The organism is Cylindrospermopsis sp. CR12, from assembly GCF_001432185.1.
Lineage (GTDB): Bacteria > Cyanobacteriota > Cyanobacteriia > Cyanobacteriales > Nostocaceae > Raphidiopsis > Raphidiopsis raciborskii.
This window is the reverse complement of sequence record NZ_LMVE01000132.1, coordinates 47,841-65,098: the sequence shown is the minus strand read 5'-3', so window position 1 is coordinate 65,098 and position 17,258 is coordinate 47,841. Positions and strand designations below refer to the sequence as shown.

The window sequence follows — 17,258 nt, the reverse complement described above, 5'->3', positions numbered from 1 at the left end:
TGCGATCGCCTTTATGAAGGGGATTATCGATCCGAATATCAAATATTGGTGGTTGAAAAAAGACCTTATATGCTCGTAGCAGTTGCTCTTGATTCGGGATGCGGTCTAAGTCCAACATTGATATCACCCTACTTGTCTGCTTATTATACCTTATTTTCCAACAACTCTATTGTTAAGTTCAATGAAGAAATCAGTTTTGAACAAGAAATTGTACTATAATACGCTTGATTTAAGTGTTTTCCATTCGTCTTTATGGCACTGGGAGTCACAAAAAGAAAAAGTTGATTGAGGGTATAGCAGTTGATGAGGTGAAATAATGCTACTGGGTAACTCACTTATGATCTCGCTAAAAACCACAGCGTTATCAAAATTGAGGAACTTGAGTATCAAAGCATTTTTAACGAGTTTACGTTTGTCCTGAATGTGGACACACCGAAAACAGAGATCGCGGCAAAAAATCTAGAACGATGGTTTGAAGGAATTCATATTCCGATTCGTTCGGATCAAACGGTAAGCTCTACCGAGATAGCTTGTGGAGTAGACAAACCTCTCAAGAATCATCTTGAGACTACGATGAAACAGGAAGTAGGTTCTCAAGTCCAGAACTGTAAAGGTCTGGGTAGCTTTGGGTAGATCCTATAGAGCGGTAGTCTAGATAGATGTGAATTTATCACCTGGTTTGACAAATTATTTTTATGACCTCAGTTTCTAGCCCTTCACGCATCATTCGTATTGGTTCTCGCAAAAGTGAACTTGCTCTAGTGCAAACCTATTGGGTGCAAGAGCAACTACAGAAAAGCTATCCAGATATTGATTTTCAAGTTCATACCATGTCCACCCAGGGGGATAAGATCCTGGATGTAGCATTGGCCAAAATTGGTGATAAGGGTTTATTTACCAAAGAACTGGAACTGGGAATGATTAATCAGGAAATTGATTTTGCCGTTCACTCTCTCAAGGATTTGCCCACCAATTTGCCAGAAGGTTTGACCTTAGCAGCAATCACAGAACGAGAAAACCCAGCTGATGCAGTGGTATTCCACCAAAACCATCTGGGACAAACCCTGGCGACCCTACCTCCAGGATCGGTAATTGGTACTTCCTCCCTGAGAAGACTGGCACAGTTGCGCCATAAATTCTCCCATTTCACCTTTAAGGATGTACGAGGTAATCTCAACACTCGTATGACCAAACTTGATGCAGGTGAATATGATGCTCTAATTCTAGCTGTTGCTGGTCTAGAAAGACTCAATATGCACCATCGTATTCATGAAATTTTACCCCCGGATATTTCCCTTCATGCGGTTGGTCAAGGCGCTTTGGGCATAGAATGTCGAGAAAATGACCTGGAACTAATTACCATTCTGAAAGCAATTGAACATCCACAAACACGCGATCGCTGTTTAGCTGAACGTTCTTTCTTGCGCTCTTTAGAAGGAGGTTGTCAAGTTCCCATTGGTGTAAACACAGAAATAGACGGAGAAACCCTCACCCTAACGGGAATTGTTGCCAGTGTGAATGGTGAAAACCTAGTAAAAAATACAATTACCGGTGCTGCTACTGATGCGGAAAAATTAGGTACCCAGTTAGCAAATATTCTCAGGGAACAGGGAGCAACGGAAATTCTGGAGGAAATATTCACTCAAATTCAACGTGGGTCTTAAAGACTGGTTGAGAACCTTTCATAGGAGAATAGAAACAGAGCTATAAATAGCCATTCCCTATCTATCGTTCCTGTTAAAATGAGAAAAAATGCTTACTTTTCTCTTATTAACCCTCCATGATTAAACAATCACCAATCACCAACTAATTATGCGAATTCTATTTGTAGCAGCAGAGGCTGCCCCCATTGCTAAAGCGGGAGGTATGGGAGACGTTGTAGGTGCATTACCAAAATTCCTTAGACAAATGGGACATGATGTACGGATCTTCCTACCTTACTACGGCTTTTTACCCGACAAGATGGAAATTCCCAAAGATCCTGTATGGAAGGGCTTTGCCATGTTTCAAGACTTTTCTGTTTATGAAACTCTTCTGCCAGGAACAGATGTTCCCTTATATCTATTTGGACATCCATCTTTTTTGCCTCGGCGTATTTATTCAGGGGAAGATGAAGACTGGAGATTCACCCTATTTGCTAATGGAGCTGCGGAGTTTGCCTGGAATTACTGGAAACCGGAAATAATTCACTGTCATGATTGGCACACAGGCATGATTCCTGTGTGGATGCACCAAGATCCTGATATCACCACGGTTTTCACCATTCATAACCTAGCTTACCAGGGTCCATGGCGGTGGTATTTAGAGAAAATTACTTGGTGTCCTTGGTATATGGAAGGACATAATACCATGGCCGCAGCAGTTCAGTATGCTGATAGAGTTAATACGGTTTCGCCAACTTATGCAGAGCAAATCAAAACCGCTGCCTATGGTGAACAAATAGAGGGTTTGTTATCTTTTATCAGTGGTAAATTATCAGGGATTATCAATGGTATAGACACGGAACTGTATAATCCAGCCAGTGATAAATATATAACTCAAACCTTTAATGCCAATACCTTAGACAAACGCAAGGCTAATAAAATTGCCCTGCAAGAGGAAATGGGTTTGGAGGTCAACTCCAATGCCTTTTTAATGGGTATGGTCAGTAGACTGGTGGAGCAAAAGGGTTTAGATTTAATCATCCAAATGCTTGACCGGTTCCTAGCTTACACGGATGCTCAATTTATACTCTTAGGAACAGGCGATCGCTATTACGAAACTCAAATGTGGCAGTTAGCATCCCGCTATCCTGGACGTATAGCAACCTACTTGCTTTACAATGAAGCTCTTTCTCGTCGTATTTATGCAGGAACTGATACTTTTCTCATGCCCAGTCGTTTTGAGCCTTGTGGTATTAGTCAAATGATGGCTTTGCGCTATGGTTCAGTTCCCATTGTGCGGCGGACGGGAGGATTGGTTGACACTGTGACCCATCATGATCCCATAAATCAAGCAGGTACTGGGTATTGTTTTGACCGCTATGAACCCTTAGATCTGTTTACTTGTATGATTCGTGCTTGGGAAGGTTTTCGTTACAAACCTCAATGGCAAGAACTACAAAAACGCGGTATGAGTCAAAACTTTAGTTGGTATGAATCTGCCAAAAAGTATGAAGACCTATATCGTTCTATTTATGGATTACCACCACTGGAATTAGAACTGAAAGCAGCTTAGGCAAATTGAATAGAGATTGTTAACTTTTCCCAGCTCCGACTTTGGCACGGAAGTGCTTCCGTTTCAGCCAAATATACCGAAAGTAGGTTGTACAGTAGTTAATGTAGTTCAAAAACCAAGGTTTAGCGATGTTAACTTCATCAGAAACTCCTATAATTGCGGCTGTAATATTAGTCGCCTTAGGTATTTTGGCTTGGGGCTTTTACCGTTCCAGACCCTTTGGCAAACTAGGGATCCTGGCTTGGTTGCAATCTGTTGTCTTAATGGCTCCGTGGTTGGTGTTCTTTGGTCTGTTTGCAGTTGGAATTTATATCAATATAGCAGGTGTACTGTTACTACTGGTTATTTCAACAAGTATATATATCTTCTTAGGTTGGCAGTTACGGAAAGCTGGTCAAGATGTAATTCTCAAAACAAAGGCCACAGAAAGAATTGCCAAGGAAACTTCACCAACAGTAAGTCAGACAGAAAATGGCGGTCCACCAGTGGTCAAACTAGAGCCCATAACCATCCCAGAAGAAGATTTAAACACCATCAAGGGGATTTTTAGCATTGATACATTCTTTGCCACGGAAACCATTCCCTATCAGGAAGGAGTAGTTTTTAAAGGTAACCTACGGGGTGATGCACAAGAGGTTCATAAGCGACTGACTAAAAATTTAGCGGGACAATTAGGAGACAAATACCGTCTTTTTTTAGTAGAGAACACGGATGGTAAACCCGTAGTAATCATTTTACCCAGTCGCAGCGATCCACGACCCATGCAGTTAGGACAAAAGGTATTTGCCGTAATTTTATTACTGGCAACCATTGCTACCAGTTTAGAAACTGGGGGTTTGCTGTTGAATTTTGACTTATTTACCACCCCATCACGGATTACGGAAGCTCTACCCATAGCTCTGGGAATATTGGCAATTTTGGTAGCTCATGAACTGGGACATTGGTTATTTGCCAAAAAACATCAAGTTCAACTGACCTGGCCTTTTTTCTTACCAGCGGTGCAAATTGGCTCCTTTGGAGCAATTACTCGCTTTCAGTCCCTCCTACCCGACCGTAAGGCTTTATTTGACATTGCTTTAGCAGGTCCTGGTTTTGGTGGTCTAGTCTCCCTGGTGATGTTGGTGACCGGGTTATTACTTTCTCACCCTGGGAGTTTATTTCAAATACCTAATAAATTCTTCCAGGGTTCAATTCTAGTGGGTAGTTTAGCACGAGTGATTTTAGGATCCACCCTACAAGCACCCGTAGTTAATATTCATCCCCTAGTAATTATTGGTTGGTTAGGACTGGTGATCACAGCTTTAAATTTAATGCCAGCAGGACAACTGGATGGGGGGCGTATTGTTCAAGCAATTTATGGACGTAAAACCGCACGGACAACCACAATCGCCACCCTAGCGGTTTTAGCTTTGGTTTCTTTAGGTAATACCACGGCCTTTTATTGGGCAATTGTGATTTTCTTTTTGCAACGGGATGGGGAACGTCCCAGTTTAAATGAAATTACCGAACCTGATGATGCAAGAGCAGCTCTAGGTCTTTTGGCCTTGTTTTTAATGATTAGTACCCTCTTACCCCTTACCCCTGCTCTAGCTGGAAAATTGGGCATAGGTTAGTAATTTTTTAGGGTGACACCCGACTTGGAAGTCGGGTGTTCCTTTGAACAGTCCTGGGAAATAGTTTTTGAAAACTACCTTGTCGTTTAGCAACTGTTTCTTGACTCATGTTCCATAGGGTTTCATAAAAGAAGAAAGCAACCCCGGCAAAATTGCGATCGCGTGTTTTTTCTACCTGGGTTGCAATCTGCTCTATGGGAACAGAACGATTTTTTAAACCGGTTAAAATTCCTATGCTCACGGGTATATGTTTTTGGGCAGCTTTTACTTCTGGGTATTCTAATTCACTGATAAAAACCTTTAAATCATCCCTATACACTTGTAATACGAGTTCTTCTATTAGTCCCATCCGTTCCCATTTTTGCCAATCTGCTAAATAATATTCGTAGGAAAATCTTTGGGGATTGGGTGCAACAGAAACTAGACAGTTCTTTTTGTTGGCTTTAATGGCAAAAAACACTCGCTTCATCAAGTCAGTAATTTTATCTGCTCTCCACTTTACCCATTCCGGATCTTGGAAATTTTCAGACGGTGGTTTCCCTTGGTGTTCCTGTTTGTATAACCCTACAGTATAGGAGTCATATCCCAGTTCCGAAGGCAATCCAAAATGATCGTCAAACTGAATACCGTCAATGTCATAATTTCTGACGATTTCTACAATTAGATTCTCAATAAATCTTTGCACCTCGGGATGAAATGGATTTAACCACACTCGGTCATGTATCCCTTCTTTTACGATTTTAGTACCGTCCCTGTGGGTAGTAATCCATTCTGGTCTTGCTTGGGCTAGTAGGGAATCAGCAGGAGCCATAAACCCAAATTCAAACCAAGGAATAACTGTTAGACCTTGTTTATGTCCTTGAGCAGTTATTTCCTTCAGTATATCTCGGTTTTTTAACCCCGGTGTAGGGTCTAAGGATTTACCAATTACCCGACTGGCCATTTGGCTGGGATAAAGTGTATAACCCCAATTCCAGACCGTGGGGTAAACCGTATTAAAGTTCAACTTTCTCAAGGTTTTGAGTGATTTTTTTAGCCGCTCCCTGGTAAATAAAACATCACTGTCAATATTGGTTAACCACACACCTCTTGACTCCGATATTCCCATTGTTCCCAATCTTTTTTCTTGGGAAACAACCACTTCCGCTCTCAAAGTTAAGGATGATATCAATACTATCATCATGGTGATGCTAAAGATCAGCACCAGTAAACCTGATTTTAGCTGCTTATTCACATTACACCTACTGAAAAATAAATAAATAAAATAATAGAGTAAAAAAATCAGTTAAATTTTCCGGATGAGCCAAAAATTCCAGGTTTATTGTTACACCTAACTATATAGGCGTTATGAATATCAAGCTCGACAAATATACCCCCAGCAGTGTGGCCTCTTTATTTATCCTTCTGATGGAAGGGGGAATAACACCAAATCAAATTATGTCTGGTATTATTCTTCTTGCCACCCAGAGCCATGAATTAGAAGGTACCATGTTTTCCACCGAGTGTTTACATTTTCTCATGAAAGCCATACCAGTGGATACAACAGCACCAGGTGTTACTGAATTTATCTTATCTTTAGCAAATGAGTCTACTAACATTGGTATGCTATTAGACGCTTTTGCTTTCGCTTGTCAAAAACAAGGTTCACGCAATATTGCCAGTTTAGTTAGTTTAACTTATCAGAGGTTAGAAGCTGATAGAGTTATCTCTCAATTAATCAATGATTAATGATTAATGATTAAATATAGTGAATCCTTGAAAAACAATGCTAGTTCAAAAAACAAGTCACGGCTGTGCAGTATATGTTTGTTTTTATGCAAGCATATTCCCCAAGAGTTTGAGTTCCAGGGGTTGGGTACCATCCTTCCCCTAGAAGGCTAACCTTTTTTATTGGTTATATTTTCATTAGACCGGTGGCACGAAAATTTTGTGTGCCAATTTGCCAAAACCATGGAACCATTGGACTTAGGTTGAGGAAAGGTCTTGAGATTGCATAGGTTAAGGGGGTGTCAAGAAACGCCCCCATTCTTGCTCAATACTGGAAATTAGCAAGTTGGCGATGATATAATAGATAATATTTGTGGAACTTCTAAATATAAAATATTTGTTAGTATTAGCCAATCTCAATGAATAAAAGACTCAAGATAATTGTTTTAGATGATGATCCCACAGGTTCCCAAACGGTTCACAGTTGTCTACTGCTAATGCAATGGGATGTGGAAACTCTTCGTTTAGGTCTCCAGGATCATGCCCCTATTTTCTTTGTTTTGACCAACACGCGCTCCCTTACCCCAGAAGCAGCGGATAAAACCACTCGAGAAGTGTGTCATAACCTCAAAATTGCCCTAGCAGAAGAAAATGTGGCAGATTTTCTGGTAGTAAGTCGTTCTGACTCCACATTGCGTGGTCATTACCCCATAGAAACGGATGTGATAGCTGAGGAACTTGGACCCTTTGATGCCCATTTTTTGATTCCAGCATTTTTTGAAGGTGGTAGAATCACTCGTGATGCCATCCATTACCTAATTGTTGATGGTATTCCCACCCCCGTACATGAAACGGAATTTGCCCGTGATTCAGTATTTGGTTACAATTACAGTTATCTACCTAAATATGTTGAGGAAAAAACTCAAGGGCGCATACCGGAAAGTGCAGTCACCAAATTTACCCTGGAAGATATGCGTCAGGGGAGTTTGAGTAGATTATTAACACTACACAATAATCAGTGTGGAGTAGTTGATGGAGAAACCCAGGAAGACCTCAACATGTTTGCGAGGGACATATTGACCGCCGCTACTCAGGGTAAACGCTTTTTGTTCCGTTCTGCTGCTAGTATATTAACCGCTTTAGCCAATTTACCTCCCCAACCCATCGCCCCAGAAAATATGGCTAGGTACGTGCGCGGTGGTAAGCCAGGAGCAGTAATTGTAGGATCCCACGTGAAAAAAACCACCCAACAATTGGAGTCATTGTTAAAAATTCCTCAAACGGTGGGAATAGAAGTGAATGTGGCCAAACTCCTCTATGAATCGGTAAATGAATCTGGGGAACTTTTAAAAGAAATTCTGGAGCAGGTAGAACAGGTACATCATGCAGACAAAATACCAGTGGTCTTCACCAGTCGTCAAGAATTGACTTTTCCAGATGTTAAAACCAGGTTAGACTTTGGACTTAGGGTTTCAGCTTTGTTAATGGATATCGTCCGGGGACTACCCAGGGACATAGGATTTCTTATCAGTAAAGGAGGTATAACTTCTAACGATGTGTTGAGTACGGGACTTGCCCTGACCTCCGCTAGGTTATTGGGTCAAATCTTGCCCGGGTGCTCCATGGTCATTACCCCATCTGATCATCCTCATTTCCCTAATCTACCGCTGGTTTTATTTCCAGGTAATGTAGGTAATGTGGATGGATTAGCTACAATTTGTCAACGACTAACCATTACTAATCCAGCCAAGTAATTGGGAATTTGGGATGGATACTTGGTAGTTAGCAGTGCAAAAATCGGGAAAAACTATGAATTATCATGTTCGCAAGTCGGTAGCAAATTTGGAACTAGAGTCAGGTCATGTTATGAACAATATAGAGGTTAGTCCCCCAGAGAAGACTGAGTTGGATGAGAACGGTCTTCCATCGGACTCTCTTAACTACAGTATTAATCACAATATAAACCACAATGTTCAAGTCCAGATAAAAACAGAGGATGGTAAAATACTATTAATCTTGCCCACTGAATCCCAAGCACCAGCTACCACGTTTACCTGGTCAGAAATTTGGCAACAAATCCAACAGCGTCTTAAAGGGAGCGATCGCCTGCGTCAGCCCAATAGTGTATTACATTTGGTGGCAAAAGATCGCCTATTAGATAGTAGGCAGTTACAACAGCTGCAAGATACCTTAAATGACCTGCAACTGGAATTAAAACTAGTAATTACCAGCAGGAGACAAACTGCGATCGCAGCTTGTACAATAGGATGTTCCGTTGAGCAGACGAAAATACAAACATCCTTTGGTAATGACACCCAAGAAAATCCGAAAGCTCTAGCAGATGCTTTGTATTTAGAAACAACTATCAGATCTGGGGGGGAAATTCGCCATCCTGGAACGGTAGTTATTTTAGGAGACATCAATCCTGGTGGTATTGTGGTGGCAAAAGGGGACATTATGGTGTGGGGACGTTTACGAGGAGTGGCCCATGCTGGTGCAGGGGGAAACAGGGAATCTTTAATCATGGCCCTGCAAATGGAGCCAACTCAAATCAGAATTGCCGATGCTTTAGCCAGGTCTCCGGAAAAATCACTAACCAGCTTTTTTCCAGAGGTTGCGTATATCACTAATAATGGTATTCGTATTGCCAGAGCCACTAGCTTTTCTAGGAATCAGCTAAGTAAAATATAGCTTTAGCCAGAAAGTTAAGTGCTATTGATTGACTGCTGTTGCTGCCTAACTCAATTAAATCCGTTGCTATCATGAGTCGTATTATTGTAACTACCTCCGGTAAAGGAGGAGTGGGTAAAACCACAGTTTCCGCAAATCTAGGCATGGCCTTAGCCAAGACTGGGCGCAAGGTAGCCCTGGTGGATGCGGATTTTGGACTGAGAAATTTAGATCTGTTATTAGGACTAGAAAACCGCATAGTTTATACAGCACTGGAAGTTCTAGGGGGAGAATGTCGCCTAGAGCAAGCTTTAGTGAAGGATAAGCGACAACCAAATCTGGTGTTGCTCCCAGCAGCTCAAAATCGTACTAAAGATGCTGTTACACCAGAACAAATGAAATTGCTGGTAGATGAACTGGCGCGAAAATATGAGTATGTATTGATAGACAGTCCAGCAGGGATTGAAATGGGGTTCAAAAACGCTATTAATGCTGCTCGCGAAGCTCTTATTGTCACCACACCGGAGATTTCTTCTGTTCGTGATGCTGACCGAGTGGTGGGACTACTAGAAGCACAAGATATTAAAAAAATTCATTTAATAGTCAACCGGATTAGACCAGCAATGGTGAGAGCTAATGATATGATGTCAGTGGAGGACGTACAAGAAATTCTTGCTATTCCCCTAATCGGAGTCATTCCCGATGATGAACGTGTGATAGTCTCCACCAACAAGGGGGAACCACTGGTGTTGTCAGAAACACCTTCTATGGCCTCTGTAGCATTCGAAAACATTGCTCGCAGATTAGAAGGGGGAACTGTGGAATTTCTCGACCTTGATTCGAGTAATGACAACCTCCTACTGCGCTTGCGTAAATTGTTGTGGAAATAAACTCAACCAGGACACAAGAATATTTACCAACTTTTTAAATCAGGGGCTGAAAAACAAGACAATCCTTATAGTGTATTTTCAATACTTTATCAGGGATCTTGTTACACATAACTTATTTTTCAATTCTCGGCAAGTACTAGCAATGATTGTTGAACTTTTAGAAAAACTTTTTGTCCGCACAACCGACACCAGTCGCAATCAGGTGAAGCGTCGACTACAAGTGGTTATCGCCCATGACCGCTCTAGCATAGACCCCCAAACCCTGGATAAAATGCGTCAGGAAATTTTGGAGGTTGTTTGTAGATATGTAGAAATTGACACTAATGGCTCCGAGTTTTCTTTAGAAAGTGACCAACGTACCACCGCTTTGATCGCTAACTTGCCCATTCGAAGAGTAAAGGGGGTTACATCGGAATTGGCTGATAGTTCTGCAGGGAGCTAGTGGCCACCTGCAATTGGGAGAACTACTACTCAGCAATTACTAGTTCCGTGCTACCTTTTGACCGTTTCCGGGTTAAGGCATTGTAAACCATGATACCAATGGCCTTAATCAAATTCCCTTCCAATTCTTGGAACATTTTCATGTTCACACCAAAAGCTGCATTGGCTTCCTCTACAATGCGATCGCCTGTTTGATTATCAATGGGCATAGCGTCTAGATTTTGTCTATATTGAGTTTTAAATGACTTCTCATCGCTAATATCTGCAAATTCATAAAAACTAGTACCTTCACCTGCTGTGAGGTTCATTGCGGTTACGGCAATGTTTTTGAGAATTTGTCCACCGGAGAGATCTCCTAAATAACGGGTGTAGGAGTGTGCAACTAATAATTCTGGTGCTGTGGCGGAAATTTCCCGAATACGTTTTACGTATGCTTCACCAGCAGAGGATAATTGAATCTGCTCTCGCCAGTTATAACCATAGTAGTAGGCTAAATCCTGTTCTAAACTGCGCTTGCGGTTCAGTTCTGGAAAATAAATTTTGCCCACAACCGGGTGGGTTTTATGTTTTTCCATTTCCTCTTCCATTGCTGAGTAAATGAAATAAAAGTTAGCAACTAACTTGCGATATGAGTTTTTTTCTACAACTCCTTTGAGAAAACACTTGACAAAACCTACGTTTTCTGCCATGGTGTGTGCTTTTTTGGTTCCTACTCGTAACTTGGAGGCTAAATTACTGCTCATGTTAAATTTCTCTACTTTAAAAAGTCAACTGTTGGGGTTTTTACAACAAATTGTCAAAAATCCCACTAAAAAGTTACATTAGAACTTTATGATGAGAATTTATATTAAAATTCATTAAGTTGGGAATGCCGTAAAATAGTTTATACCCAGTACTTCTGGTAAGAGAAACAATTGTGGGATAAATATTAACGTGTTATAAGTGTAATCAAAATTCTGCTGATTTTTGGTGATGGTGTGGAGTGTTAAAAATGGTTTCTTCTATGAATCGGACTCAAAGCTTGGTGTCAAAAGAATTGAAAACAGAAAGTAGTTTTGCTCTGAACCTCATACCTTTACCTGCAACACCTTTATTTGGCACTGATGGTATTCGGGGCAAGGTAGGAGAGCTATTAAGCGCACCTCTGGCTTTACAAATAGGTTTTTGGGCGGGTATGGTTCTGCGGGATCACAGTGTGGATGATGGACCGATTATTCTGGGTCAAGATTCCAGAAATTCCAGTGATATGCTGGCCATGGCTTTGAGTGCAGGTTTAACTGCAGCGGGTTTAGAAGTGTGGTACTTGGGTTTATGCCCCACGCCTTGTGTAGCTTATCTGACTAGCATTACCTCCGCCATGGGTGGGGTAATGATTTCTGCGAGTCACAATCCACCGGAAGACAACGGTATTAAGATTTTCGGTTCCGAGGGTACAAAATTATCCAAGGAACTACAGGTCGCAATAGAATCGGGACTGCGTGGTAAAACTACACCTAGTAGTAGTCCTAAACAATGGGGTAAACACTACCTGAGAACAGACTTAATCGGAAATTACGGTAAAGCACTGCAACATCCATTACAAAATCAGGTAAATCTTTCAGGAATGAAGATAGTTTTAGATGTGGCCTGGGGAGCTGCTGTGGGAATAGCACCAACCATATTTACCCAGATGGGAGCTGACGTAATTTGTTTACATAACCAACCGGATGGCGATCGCATTAATGTGAATTGTGGTTCTACCCATTTGGACATTTTAGCGGATGCTGTAAAAGAATATGGAGCGCATATAGGATTCGCCTTTGATGGGGATGCGGATCGGGTATTGGCGGTGGATAATTTAGGTAGACAAGTTAATGGGGACTATATTTTGTACCTTTGGGGTTGTCAGTTGCAGGGGGAAAGAAAATTGCCAGACAACCTAATTATTTCCACAGTCATGGCCAACCTAGGATTTGAAAGAGCGTGGGAACAGCAAGGTGGTAAATTAATTCGCACAGCAGTTGGGGACCAATACGTGCAAGCAGAAATGCTAAAAACAGGGGGAATGTTAGGAGGGGAGCAGTCCGGACATATTCTTTGTCGTCATTATGGTATGACTGGAGATGGACTATTGACAGCATTGCATTTAGCCTCCATAGTCAAAATAGGGGGAGTTTCTCTAGCACAGATGGTAGATGAGAGTTTTCAAACCTATCCCCAAGTCCTACAAAACGTCCGCGTGGAAGATAGGGAACAACGCTTGGGATGGGAAAAATGTCAACCTATACAACAGGCGATCGCTCTTGCTGAAGTAGCAATGGGAGATAGTGGTAGAATATTGGTTCGTGCATCTGGTACAGAACCGGTTATTAGAGTAATGGTGGAAGCTAGGGATAGGGAACTGGTTAACTACTGGACTAGGGAAATAGTTTTACAAGTGCAGAAGCATTTGGGTTAAGACCAATCTAAGGGGGTTTAGGACTTAAACCCCCCAGCAGTTTCAAAATGACCGAAAAATATCCGGAAGGGTGGGAACCAATCTCTGGTTAACAGGGTCAACCTGGAAAGATAGAATAGAAATTGATTTTATTGAGGTGAAAAACGATGAGAGTTAACTCTAAAAAACTTTTTAGCTTTGGGCTGATCACTTTGTTAGTGGTGGGTGGAGTTTCTCAGAGTGCTTTTGCTAGTGAAAGGACACTATTAACAGGAACACCAGTTAATCAAACCAGAGAAAAACGAAATTCATTTCAAAGGTTGAATTTGACCTCAGAGCAACAAGCTAAAATACGAGATATCCGTCGTGATACCCATAGTAAAATTGAGGGTGTTCTCACACCGGAACAAAAGATTAAATTCCAAGCAGCAGTGAAACAACGTGAGACAGAATATCCCAACCCTAGTGAGTCAAAACCAAGATACTATGGAAGACGTGGTCACATGGGTGATGTTTTGCGTTCTTTGGGTTTAACAGATGGGCAAAAAAATCAAATTCGAGAAATCAGAGCATCATCCAGACAACAAATACAGTCCGTATTAACTCCTGAACAAAGAGCACAATGGCAGCAATTCCAACAAAGGAATCGTCGTCAATATAGGTGATGGTAATAGGTAGCATTTTTGGTGGTACAATGGGGACATACCAAATCGACTTGCTTACCTTACTTACCTTAAATCATAATTTATTATGAACCTATTCAATAGGGAGAAAATCCAATTTTACTTAACAGATTTAACAACCCCTGTTGGCCAGATAGTTAATTTCGTAATAGCATTATTGGTCTTGTTGTCATCGGCAATATTTGTAGTAGAAACCTATAATATTTCTCCTGATGCTCGTACGGAACTGAGCATCTTAAACACCTGTATACTAGCCATATTTACCGGAGAGTACTTATTGCGTTTATGGAGCGCAAAGCAGAAAGGGAAATATTTTTTTAGTATTTATTCAATCATTGACCTGATGGCAATCATTCCATACTTTATTGGGTTTGTGGATATTAGATTTATTCGATTATTGAGATGGTTAAGAATTTTAAGATTACTGAGATTCATCGATAAAAAGTTCCTATTTTTTAGTATTAGTGAAGATAGTGTAATTTTTGCCCGGATATTATTTACCTTATTTGCCATCATTTTTGTGTATTCAGGTTTGATTTATCAGGTTGAACATCCGATTAACCATGAAAGGTTTAACACCTTTTTAGATGCTTTTTATTTCTCGGTAGTCACCATGACAACTGTAGGATTTGGGGATGTGACACCTGTTTCTGAGTGGGGACGGTTATTAACTGTGTTCATGATTTTAACCGGTGTGGCCTTGATTCCTTGGCAAGTGGGGGATTTGATTAAAAGATTTTTAAAAACCTCTAATCAGGTAGAGAACACTTGTTCAAGTTGTGGTTTAGCTTTTCATGATGGTGACGCTCTATTTTGTAAAAGGTGTGGTGCAAAATTACCGCAGGTTTCTCCGCAATAATAGTAATCAGATTCCTAATTTTTCCAAAACCGGTTTAGTGGAAACAATATGACGTTCCAAACCTAGTAATTGGGGACTAATTCCCAGACCTAGGGCAATTAATTGGGGTAAATGTAAAATAGGCAATTGTAGTTTTTTCGATATCACTTTTTCTATTTCTGGTTGACGAGAATCTAGGTTCAAATGACAAAGGGGACAAGGTGTCACAATACAATCCGCACCTTGGGATATAGCTTCTTCAATGTGCATTCCTGCCATTTTAAAAGACTCATTTGTCCCGTAGCTGGAAAGGGGCCAACCACAACATTGATTTCTACCACGATAATATATTGGGGTAGCACCTAAAACCCTAAATATGTTTTCCATTCCTTCAGGGCGAAAGGGATCTTCATTAGGATGTTTTTCTGAACGCAGTAAATAACAACCATAAAATGCAGCACATTTAAGATTACTTAATTTACGAGTCAGACGCTGACCTATTTTCTCCAAACCATAGTCTTGAATCAGAGCATATAAAATGTGTTTTACTTCTGTGTTACCCTGGTAAGGGGAACAGTTTTCTTTTGTTAATAGTCCATTAACTTGGTTTAAATAGACCGGATTATTTTCTTGACAGTGTTTAAGTCGTTCATTTACACGACCGATCACACCCTGGCAAGTGCTACAGTGGGTTAACAAAGGTAGGTTTAATTCCTCTGCTAAAGCTATATTGCGAGCATTAACAGTGTCCTCTAACAATTGGGAATCTTCCTTAAAGGTTCCTGAACCGCAGCAGGCGGCCTTTTTAATTTCTACCAGTTCAATCCCTAAAGATTGGGTCAGAGCACGAGTGGAAATATCCAGCTCCCGACAAGCGCCCTGGGCTACACAACCAGGGTAGTAGGCGTATTTGAGCATGAGTGTAAGAAGCAATAAATAATTGGCGTTTCCCCAGGGGATTGCCTTATGCGAAATTATAGCACGTGGATAGTTGGAAAAATACTAGCTAGTTACCACCCTTTCCGATAAGATGTATATGCTCAGGAAAAATTGTCCACGGTGAGCAGATCTAGCAAGAAGTTAAGGAATGTTTGTTATATGAGCGCGAATGAAATTTTTGACAAAACTTTTCAGAGAGTAAAGAAAATTGTGGTTGACCAACTAAGTGCTGAGGCTAAAACAGTTATCCCCGAGGCAAGTTTTGCCAATGACTTGTCGGCGGATTCTTTGGATACGGTGGAATTGGTAATGGCCCTGGAAGAGGAATTTGGGGTGGAAATTCCCGATGAAGCTGCTGAAAAAATTACTACAGTTCAGGAAGCAGTAGATTACATCATAAATAATGCTCCTGAGTCCGCATTATAGGTCTTGGATACTGAATCATGACAGACTATAAACGTAATCGCGTTGTTGTAACAGGTGTTGGCGCGATTACACCTATTGGTAAAACACCCTGGGAATATTGGGAAGGACTCTTAGACGGAAGGAATGGGATAGACTACATCACAGCATTTGATCCGTCCAAGCACGACTGCCGAATCGCGGGAGAAGTGAAGAAATTTGACCCCTGTGATTACATGGAGAAGAAGGAAGCTAAACGTACAGACCGGTTTGCTCAATTTGGCATTGGGGCGGCCAAACAAGCTCTTTCGGACGCGCAATTAGTTATCAATGACCTCAATGCCGAACACATAGGTGTCATGATCGGTTCGGGCGTGGGGGGAATTAAGGTGTTGGAGGATCAGCAGACTGTGTACCTGAATAAAGGTCCAGATCGCTGTAGTCCATTTATGATCCCAATGATGATTGCCAATATGGCCGCAGGGTTAACAGCAATCCATACGGGTGCTAAAGGTCCCAATTCCTGTGCGGTTACTGCCTGTGCTGCTGGGTCTAATGCTATTGGTGATGCTTTTCGGATTATTCAAAATGGATATGCCCAAGCAATGATTTGTGGGGGTACGGAGGCAGCAATTACACCTCTTTCTGTGGCTGGATTTGCTGCTGCTAGGGCTTTATCTACTAAAAATGATCCTGAAACGGCCTGTCGTCCATTTGATCGGGACAGGGATGGGTTTGTAATGGGGGAAGGTTCAGGAATTCTAATTCTGGAAGAGTTAGAACATGCTTTGACTAGGGGTGCGCGAATATATGGGGAAATGGTAGGCTATGGCATGACCTGTGATGCTTATCATATTACCTCTCCTGTACCAGGTGGTTTGGGTGCTGCTAAAGCTATGGAATTGGCCATGAGAGATGGTGAACTAACACCAGCTATGATTAGTTATATCAATGCTCATGGTACTAGCACCCCAGCTAATGATGTCACAGAAACGGCGGCTATTAAAAAAGCTTTGGGTGATTATGCTTATAATATCCCAATTAGTTCCACTAAATCTATGACCGGTCATCTATTGGGTGGTTCGGGAGGAATAGAAGCTGTGGCTACAATTCTGGCGATCGCCAATGATCGAGTCCCCCCTACAATACACTTGGATAATCCAGATCCGGGGTGTGATTTAGATTATGTACCCCATAAAAGCCGTGAAGTAAGGGTAGAAGTGGCCCTATCTAACTCCTTTGGTTTTGGAGGTCATAATGTGACTATTGCCTTTAGGAAGTACCATTAGGAACCCAGCTCAGATTCATCACCAAGAACTACTAAAAACTCATCAGATCCCGCTTGTCCATCTACAGCCAAAATGGGATGATATAAGTGCTGGGATCATTAAATAATGTCCCCCAAGCAAAAAGCCAAGCTATCAAAAATTCCTCACCCATCCT

General features: G+C 41.4%; 16 protein-coding genes. 13 read left to right on the top strand and 3 right to left on the bottom strand.

Annotated elements, in window-relative coordinates; all coding sequences use genetic code 11:
• Window positions 1–695 precede the first annotated feature (695 nt).
• The 3 genes from hemC to ASL19_RS15485 all read left to right on the top strand — a co-directional run bounded on the left by hemC (window position 696) and on the right by ASL19_RS15485 (window position 4,829).
• Window positions 696–1,664 (top strand): hydroxymethylbilane synthase, encoded by a 969-nt coding sequence (hemC, locus tag ASL19_RS15495; RefSeq protein ID WP_057179025.1) that lies wholly within the window; start codon window positions 696–698, stop codon window positions 1,662–1,664.
• Between the two features lie 148 nt (window positions 1,665–1,812).
• Window positions 1,813–3,216, top strand: coding sequence for a glycogen synthase GlgA (gene glgA, locus ASL19_RS15490; RefSeq protein WP_006278267.1), 1,404 nt, complete (start codon window positions 1,813–1,815; stop codon window positions 3,214–3,216).
• Window positions 3,217–3,344: 128 nt separating this feature from the next.
• Window positions 3,345–4,829: a site-2 protease family protein gene (locus ASL19_RS15485; protein WP_057179024.1), complete on the top strand. Its 1,485-nt coding sequence runs from the start codon at window positions 3,345–3,347 to the stop codon at window positions 4,827–4,829.
• A 7-nt stretch (window positions 4,830–4,836) separates the two neighbouring features.
• Here the strand turns inward: ASL19_RS15485 and ASL19_RS15480 are convergent, their stop codons facing one another.
• Window positions 4,837–6,063: a glycoside hydrolase family 10 protein gene (locus ASL19_RS15480; protein WP_057179023.1), complete on the bottom strand. Its 1,227-nt coding sequence runs from the start codon at window positions 6,061–6,063 to the stop codon at window positions 4,837–4,839.
• A gap of 113 nt (window positions 6,064–6,176) precedes the next feature.
• Here ASL19_RS15480 and ASL19_RS15475 point away from each other — a divergent pair, with 113 nt between their 5' ends.
• The 5 genes from ASL19_RS15475 (at window position 6,177) to minE (ending at window position 10,538) form a co-directional block, all read left to right on the top strand.
• Window positions 6,177–6,557 (top strand): hypothetical protein, encoded by a 381-nt coding sequence (locus tag ASL19_RS15475; protein WP_006278270.1) that lies wholly within the window; start codon window positions 6,177–6,179, stop codon window positions 6,555–6,557.
• Between the two features lie 398 nt (window positions 6,558–6,955).
• Window positions 6,956–8,290 carry a four-carbon acid sugar kinase family protein gene (locus ASL19_RS15470; protein WP_057179022.1) on the top strand — a complete coding sequence of 445 codons (1,335 nt, stop codon included), beginning with the start codon at window positions 6,956–6,958 and terminating at the stop codon, window positions 8,288–8,290.
• 55 nt (window positions 8,291–8,345) lie between these two features.
• Window positions 8,346–9,227: a septum site-determining protein MinC gene (minC, locus tag ASL19_RS15465; RefSeq protein WP_057179021.1), complete on the top strand. Its 882-nt coding sequence runs from the start codon at window positions 8,346–8,348 to the stop codon at window positions 9,225–9,227.
• 71 nt (window positions 9,228–9,298) lie between these two features.
• Window positions 9,299–10,096, top strand: a complete 798-nt coding sequence (gene minD, locus ASL19_RS15460) for a septum site-determining protein MinD (protein ID WP_006278275.1) — start codon at window positions 9,299–9,301, stop codon at window positions 10,094–10,096.
• Between the two features lie 142 nt (window positions 10,097–10,238).
• Entirely contained in the window at window positions 10,239–10,538 is a 300-nt protein-coding gene (gene minE / locus ASL19_RS15455; RefSeq protein ID WP_057179020.1) for a cell division topological specificity factor MinE, read from the top strand.
• Between the two features lie 25 nt (window positions 10,539–10,563).
• Here minE and ASL19_RS15450 read toward each other — a convergent pair whose 3' ends face one another.
• Complete coding sequence (locus ASL19_RS15450) at window positions 10,564–11,280, bottom strand: heme oxygenase (biliverdin-producing) (RefSeq protein ID WP_057179019.1); 717 nt, start codon at window positions 11,278–11,280, stop codon at window positions 10,564–10,566.
• A gap of 248 nt (window positions 11,281–11,528) precedes the next feature.
• Between ASL19_RS15450 and glmM the strand changes: the two genes are divergently transcribed.
• The 3 genes from glmM (at window position 11,529) to ASL19_RS15435 (ending at window position 14,495) form a co-directional block, all read left to right on the top strand.
• The gene (gene glmM, locus ASL19_RS15445; protein ID WP_057179018.1) at window positions 11,529–12,974 is read left to right on the top strand and encodes a phosphoglucosamine mutase; all 1,446 of its coding nucleotides are present in this window, start codon (window positions 11,529–11,531) and stop codon (window positions 12,972–12,974) included.
• A gap of 146 nt (window positions 12,975–13,120) precedes the next feature.
• The gene (locus tag ASL19_RS15440) at window positions 13,121–13,618 is read left to right on the top strand and encodes a Spy/CpxP family protein refolding chaperone (protein WP_057179017.1); all 498 of its coding nucleotides are present in this window, start codon (window positions 13,121–13,123) and stop codon (window positions 13,616–13,618) included.
• Between the two features lie 85 nt (window positions 13,619–13,703).
• Entirely contained in the window at window positions 13,704–14,495 is a 792-nt protein-coding gene (locus ASL19_RS15435; protein ID WP_057179016.1) for an ion transporter, read from the top strand.
• 6 nt (window positions 14,496–14,501) lie between these two features.
• Here the strand turns inward: ASL19_RS15435 and ASL19_RS15430 are convergent, their stop codons facing one another.
• The gene (locus ASL19_RS15430; protein WP_006278280.1) at window positions 14,502–15,392 is read right to left on the bottom strand and encodes a CoB--CoM heterodisulfide reductase iron-sulfur subunit B family protein; all 891 of its coding nucleotides are present in this window, start codon (window positions 15,390–15,392) and stop codon (window positions 14,502–14,504) included.
• Between the two features lie 180 nt (window positions 15,393–15,572).
• On the opposite strand from ASL19_RS15430, the gene acpP reads away from it, so the two are divergent.
• Together acpP and fabF are read left to right on the top strand one after the other, a co-directional pair.
• Complete coding sequence (gene acpP, locus ASL19_RS15425; RefSeq protein ID WP_057179015.1) at window positions 15,573–15,839, top strand: acyl carrier protein; 267 nt, start codon at window positions 15,573–15,575, stop codon at window positions 15,837–15,839.
• A gap of 17 nt (window positions 15,840–15,856) precedes the next feature.
• On the top strand, window positions 15,857–17,104 hold the full coding sequence (fabF, locus tag ASL19_RS15420; RefSeq protein WP_006278282.1) for a beta-ketoacyl-ACP synthase II: 1,248 nt from the start codon (window positions 15,857–15,859) through the stop codon (window positions 17,102–17,104).
• Window positions 17,105–17,258 lie beyond the last annotated feature (154 nt).

Bases quoted from the DNA above. Each gene is read 5' to 3' on its own strand.
- ASL19_RS15430 (WP_006278280.1), bottom strand. From the start codon at position 15,392: ATGCTCAAATACGCCTACTACCCTGGTTGTGTAGCCCAGGGCGCTTGT.
- minE (WP_057179020.1), top strand. From the start codon at position 10,239: ATGATTGTTGAACTTTTAGAAAAACTTTTTGTCCGCACAACCGACACC.
- ASL19_RS15470 (WP_057179022.1), top strand. From the start codon at position 6,956: ATGAATAAAAGACTCAAGATAATTGTTTTAGATGATGATCCCACAGGT.
- acpP (WP_057179015.1), top strand. From the start codon at position 15,573: ATGAGCGCGAATGAAATTTTTGACAAAACTTTTCAGAGAGTAAAGAAA.
- ASL19_RS15435 (WP_057179016.1), top strand. From the start codon at position 13,704: ATGAACCTATTCAATAGGGAGAAAATCCAATTTTACTTAACAGATTTA.
- ASL19_RS15475 (WP_006278270.1), top strand. From the start codon at position 6,177: ATGAATATCAAGCTCGACAAATATACCCCCAGCAGTGTGGCCTCTTTA.
- glgA (WP_006278267.1), top strand. From the start codon at position 1,813: ATGCGAATTCTATTTGTAGCAGCAGAGGCTGCCCCCATTGCTAAAGCG.
- minC (WP_057179021.1), top strand. From the start codon at position 8,346: ATGAATTATCATGTTCGCAAGTCGGTAGCAAATTTGGAACTAGAGTCA.
- fabF (WP_006278282.1), top strand. From the start codon at position 15,857: ATGACAGACTATAAACGTAATCGCGTTGTTGTAACAGGTGTTGGCGCG.
- ASL19_RS15450 (WP_057179019.1), bottom strand. From the start codon at position 11,280: ATGAGCAGTAATTTAGCCTCCAAGTTACGAGTAGGAACCAAAAAAGCA.
- hemC (WP_057179025.1), top strand. From the start codon at position 696: ATGACCTCAGTTTCTAGCCCTTCACGCATCATTCGTATTGGTTCTCGC.
- minD (WP_006278275.1), top strand. From the start codon at position 9,299: ATGAGTCGTATTATTGTAACTACCTCCGGTAAAGGAGGAGTGGGTAAA.
- ASL19_RS15485 (WP_057179024.1), top strand. From the start codon at position 3,345: ATGTTAACTTCATCAGAAACTCCTATAATTGCGGCTGTAATATTAGTC.
- glmM (WP_057179018.1), top strand. From the start codon at position 11,529: ATGGTTTCTTCTATGAATCGGACTCAAAGCTTGGTGTCAAAAGAATTG.
- ASL19_RS15440 (WP_057179017.1), top strand. From the start codon at position 13,121: ATGAGAGTTAACTCTAAAAAACTTTTTAGCTTTGGGCTGATCACTTTG.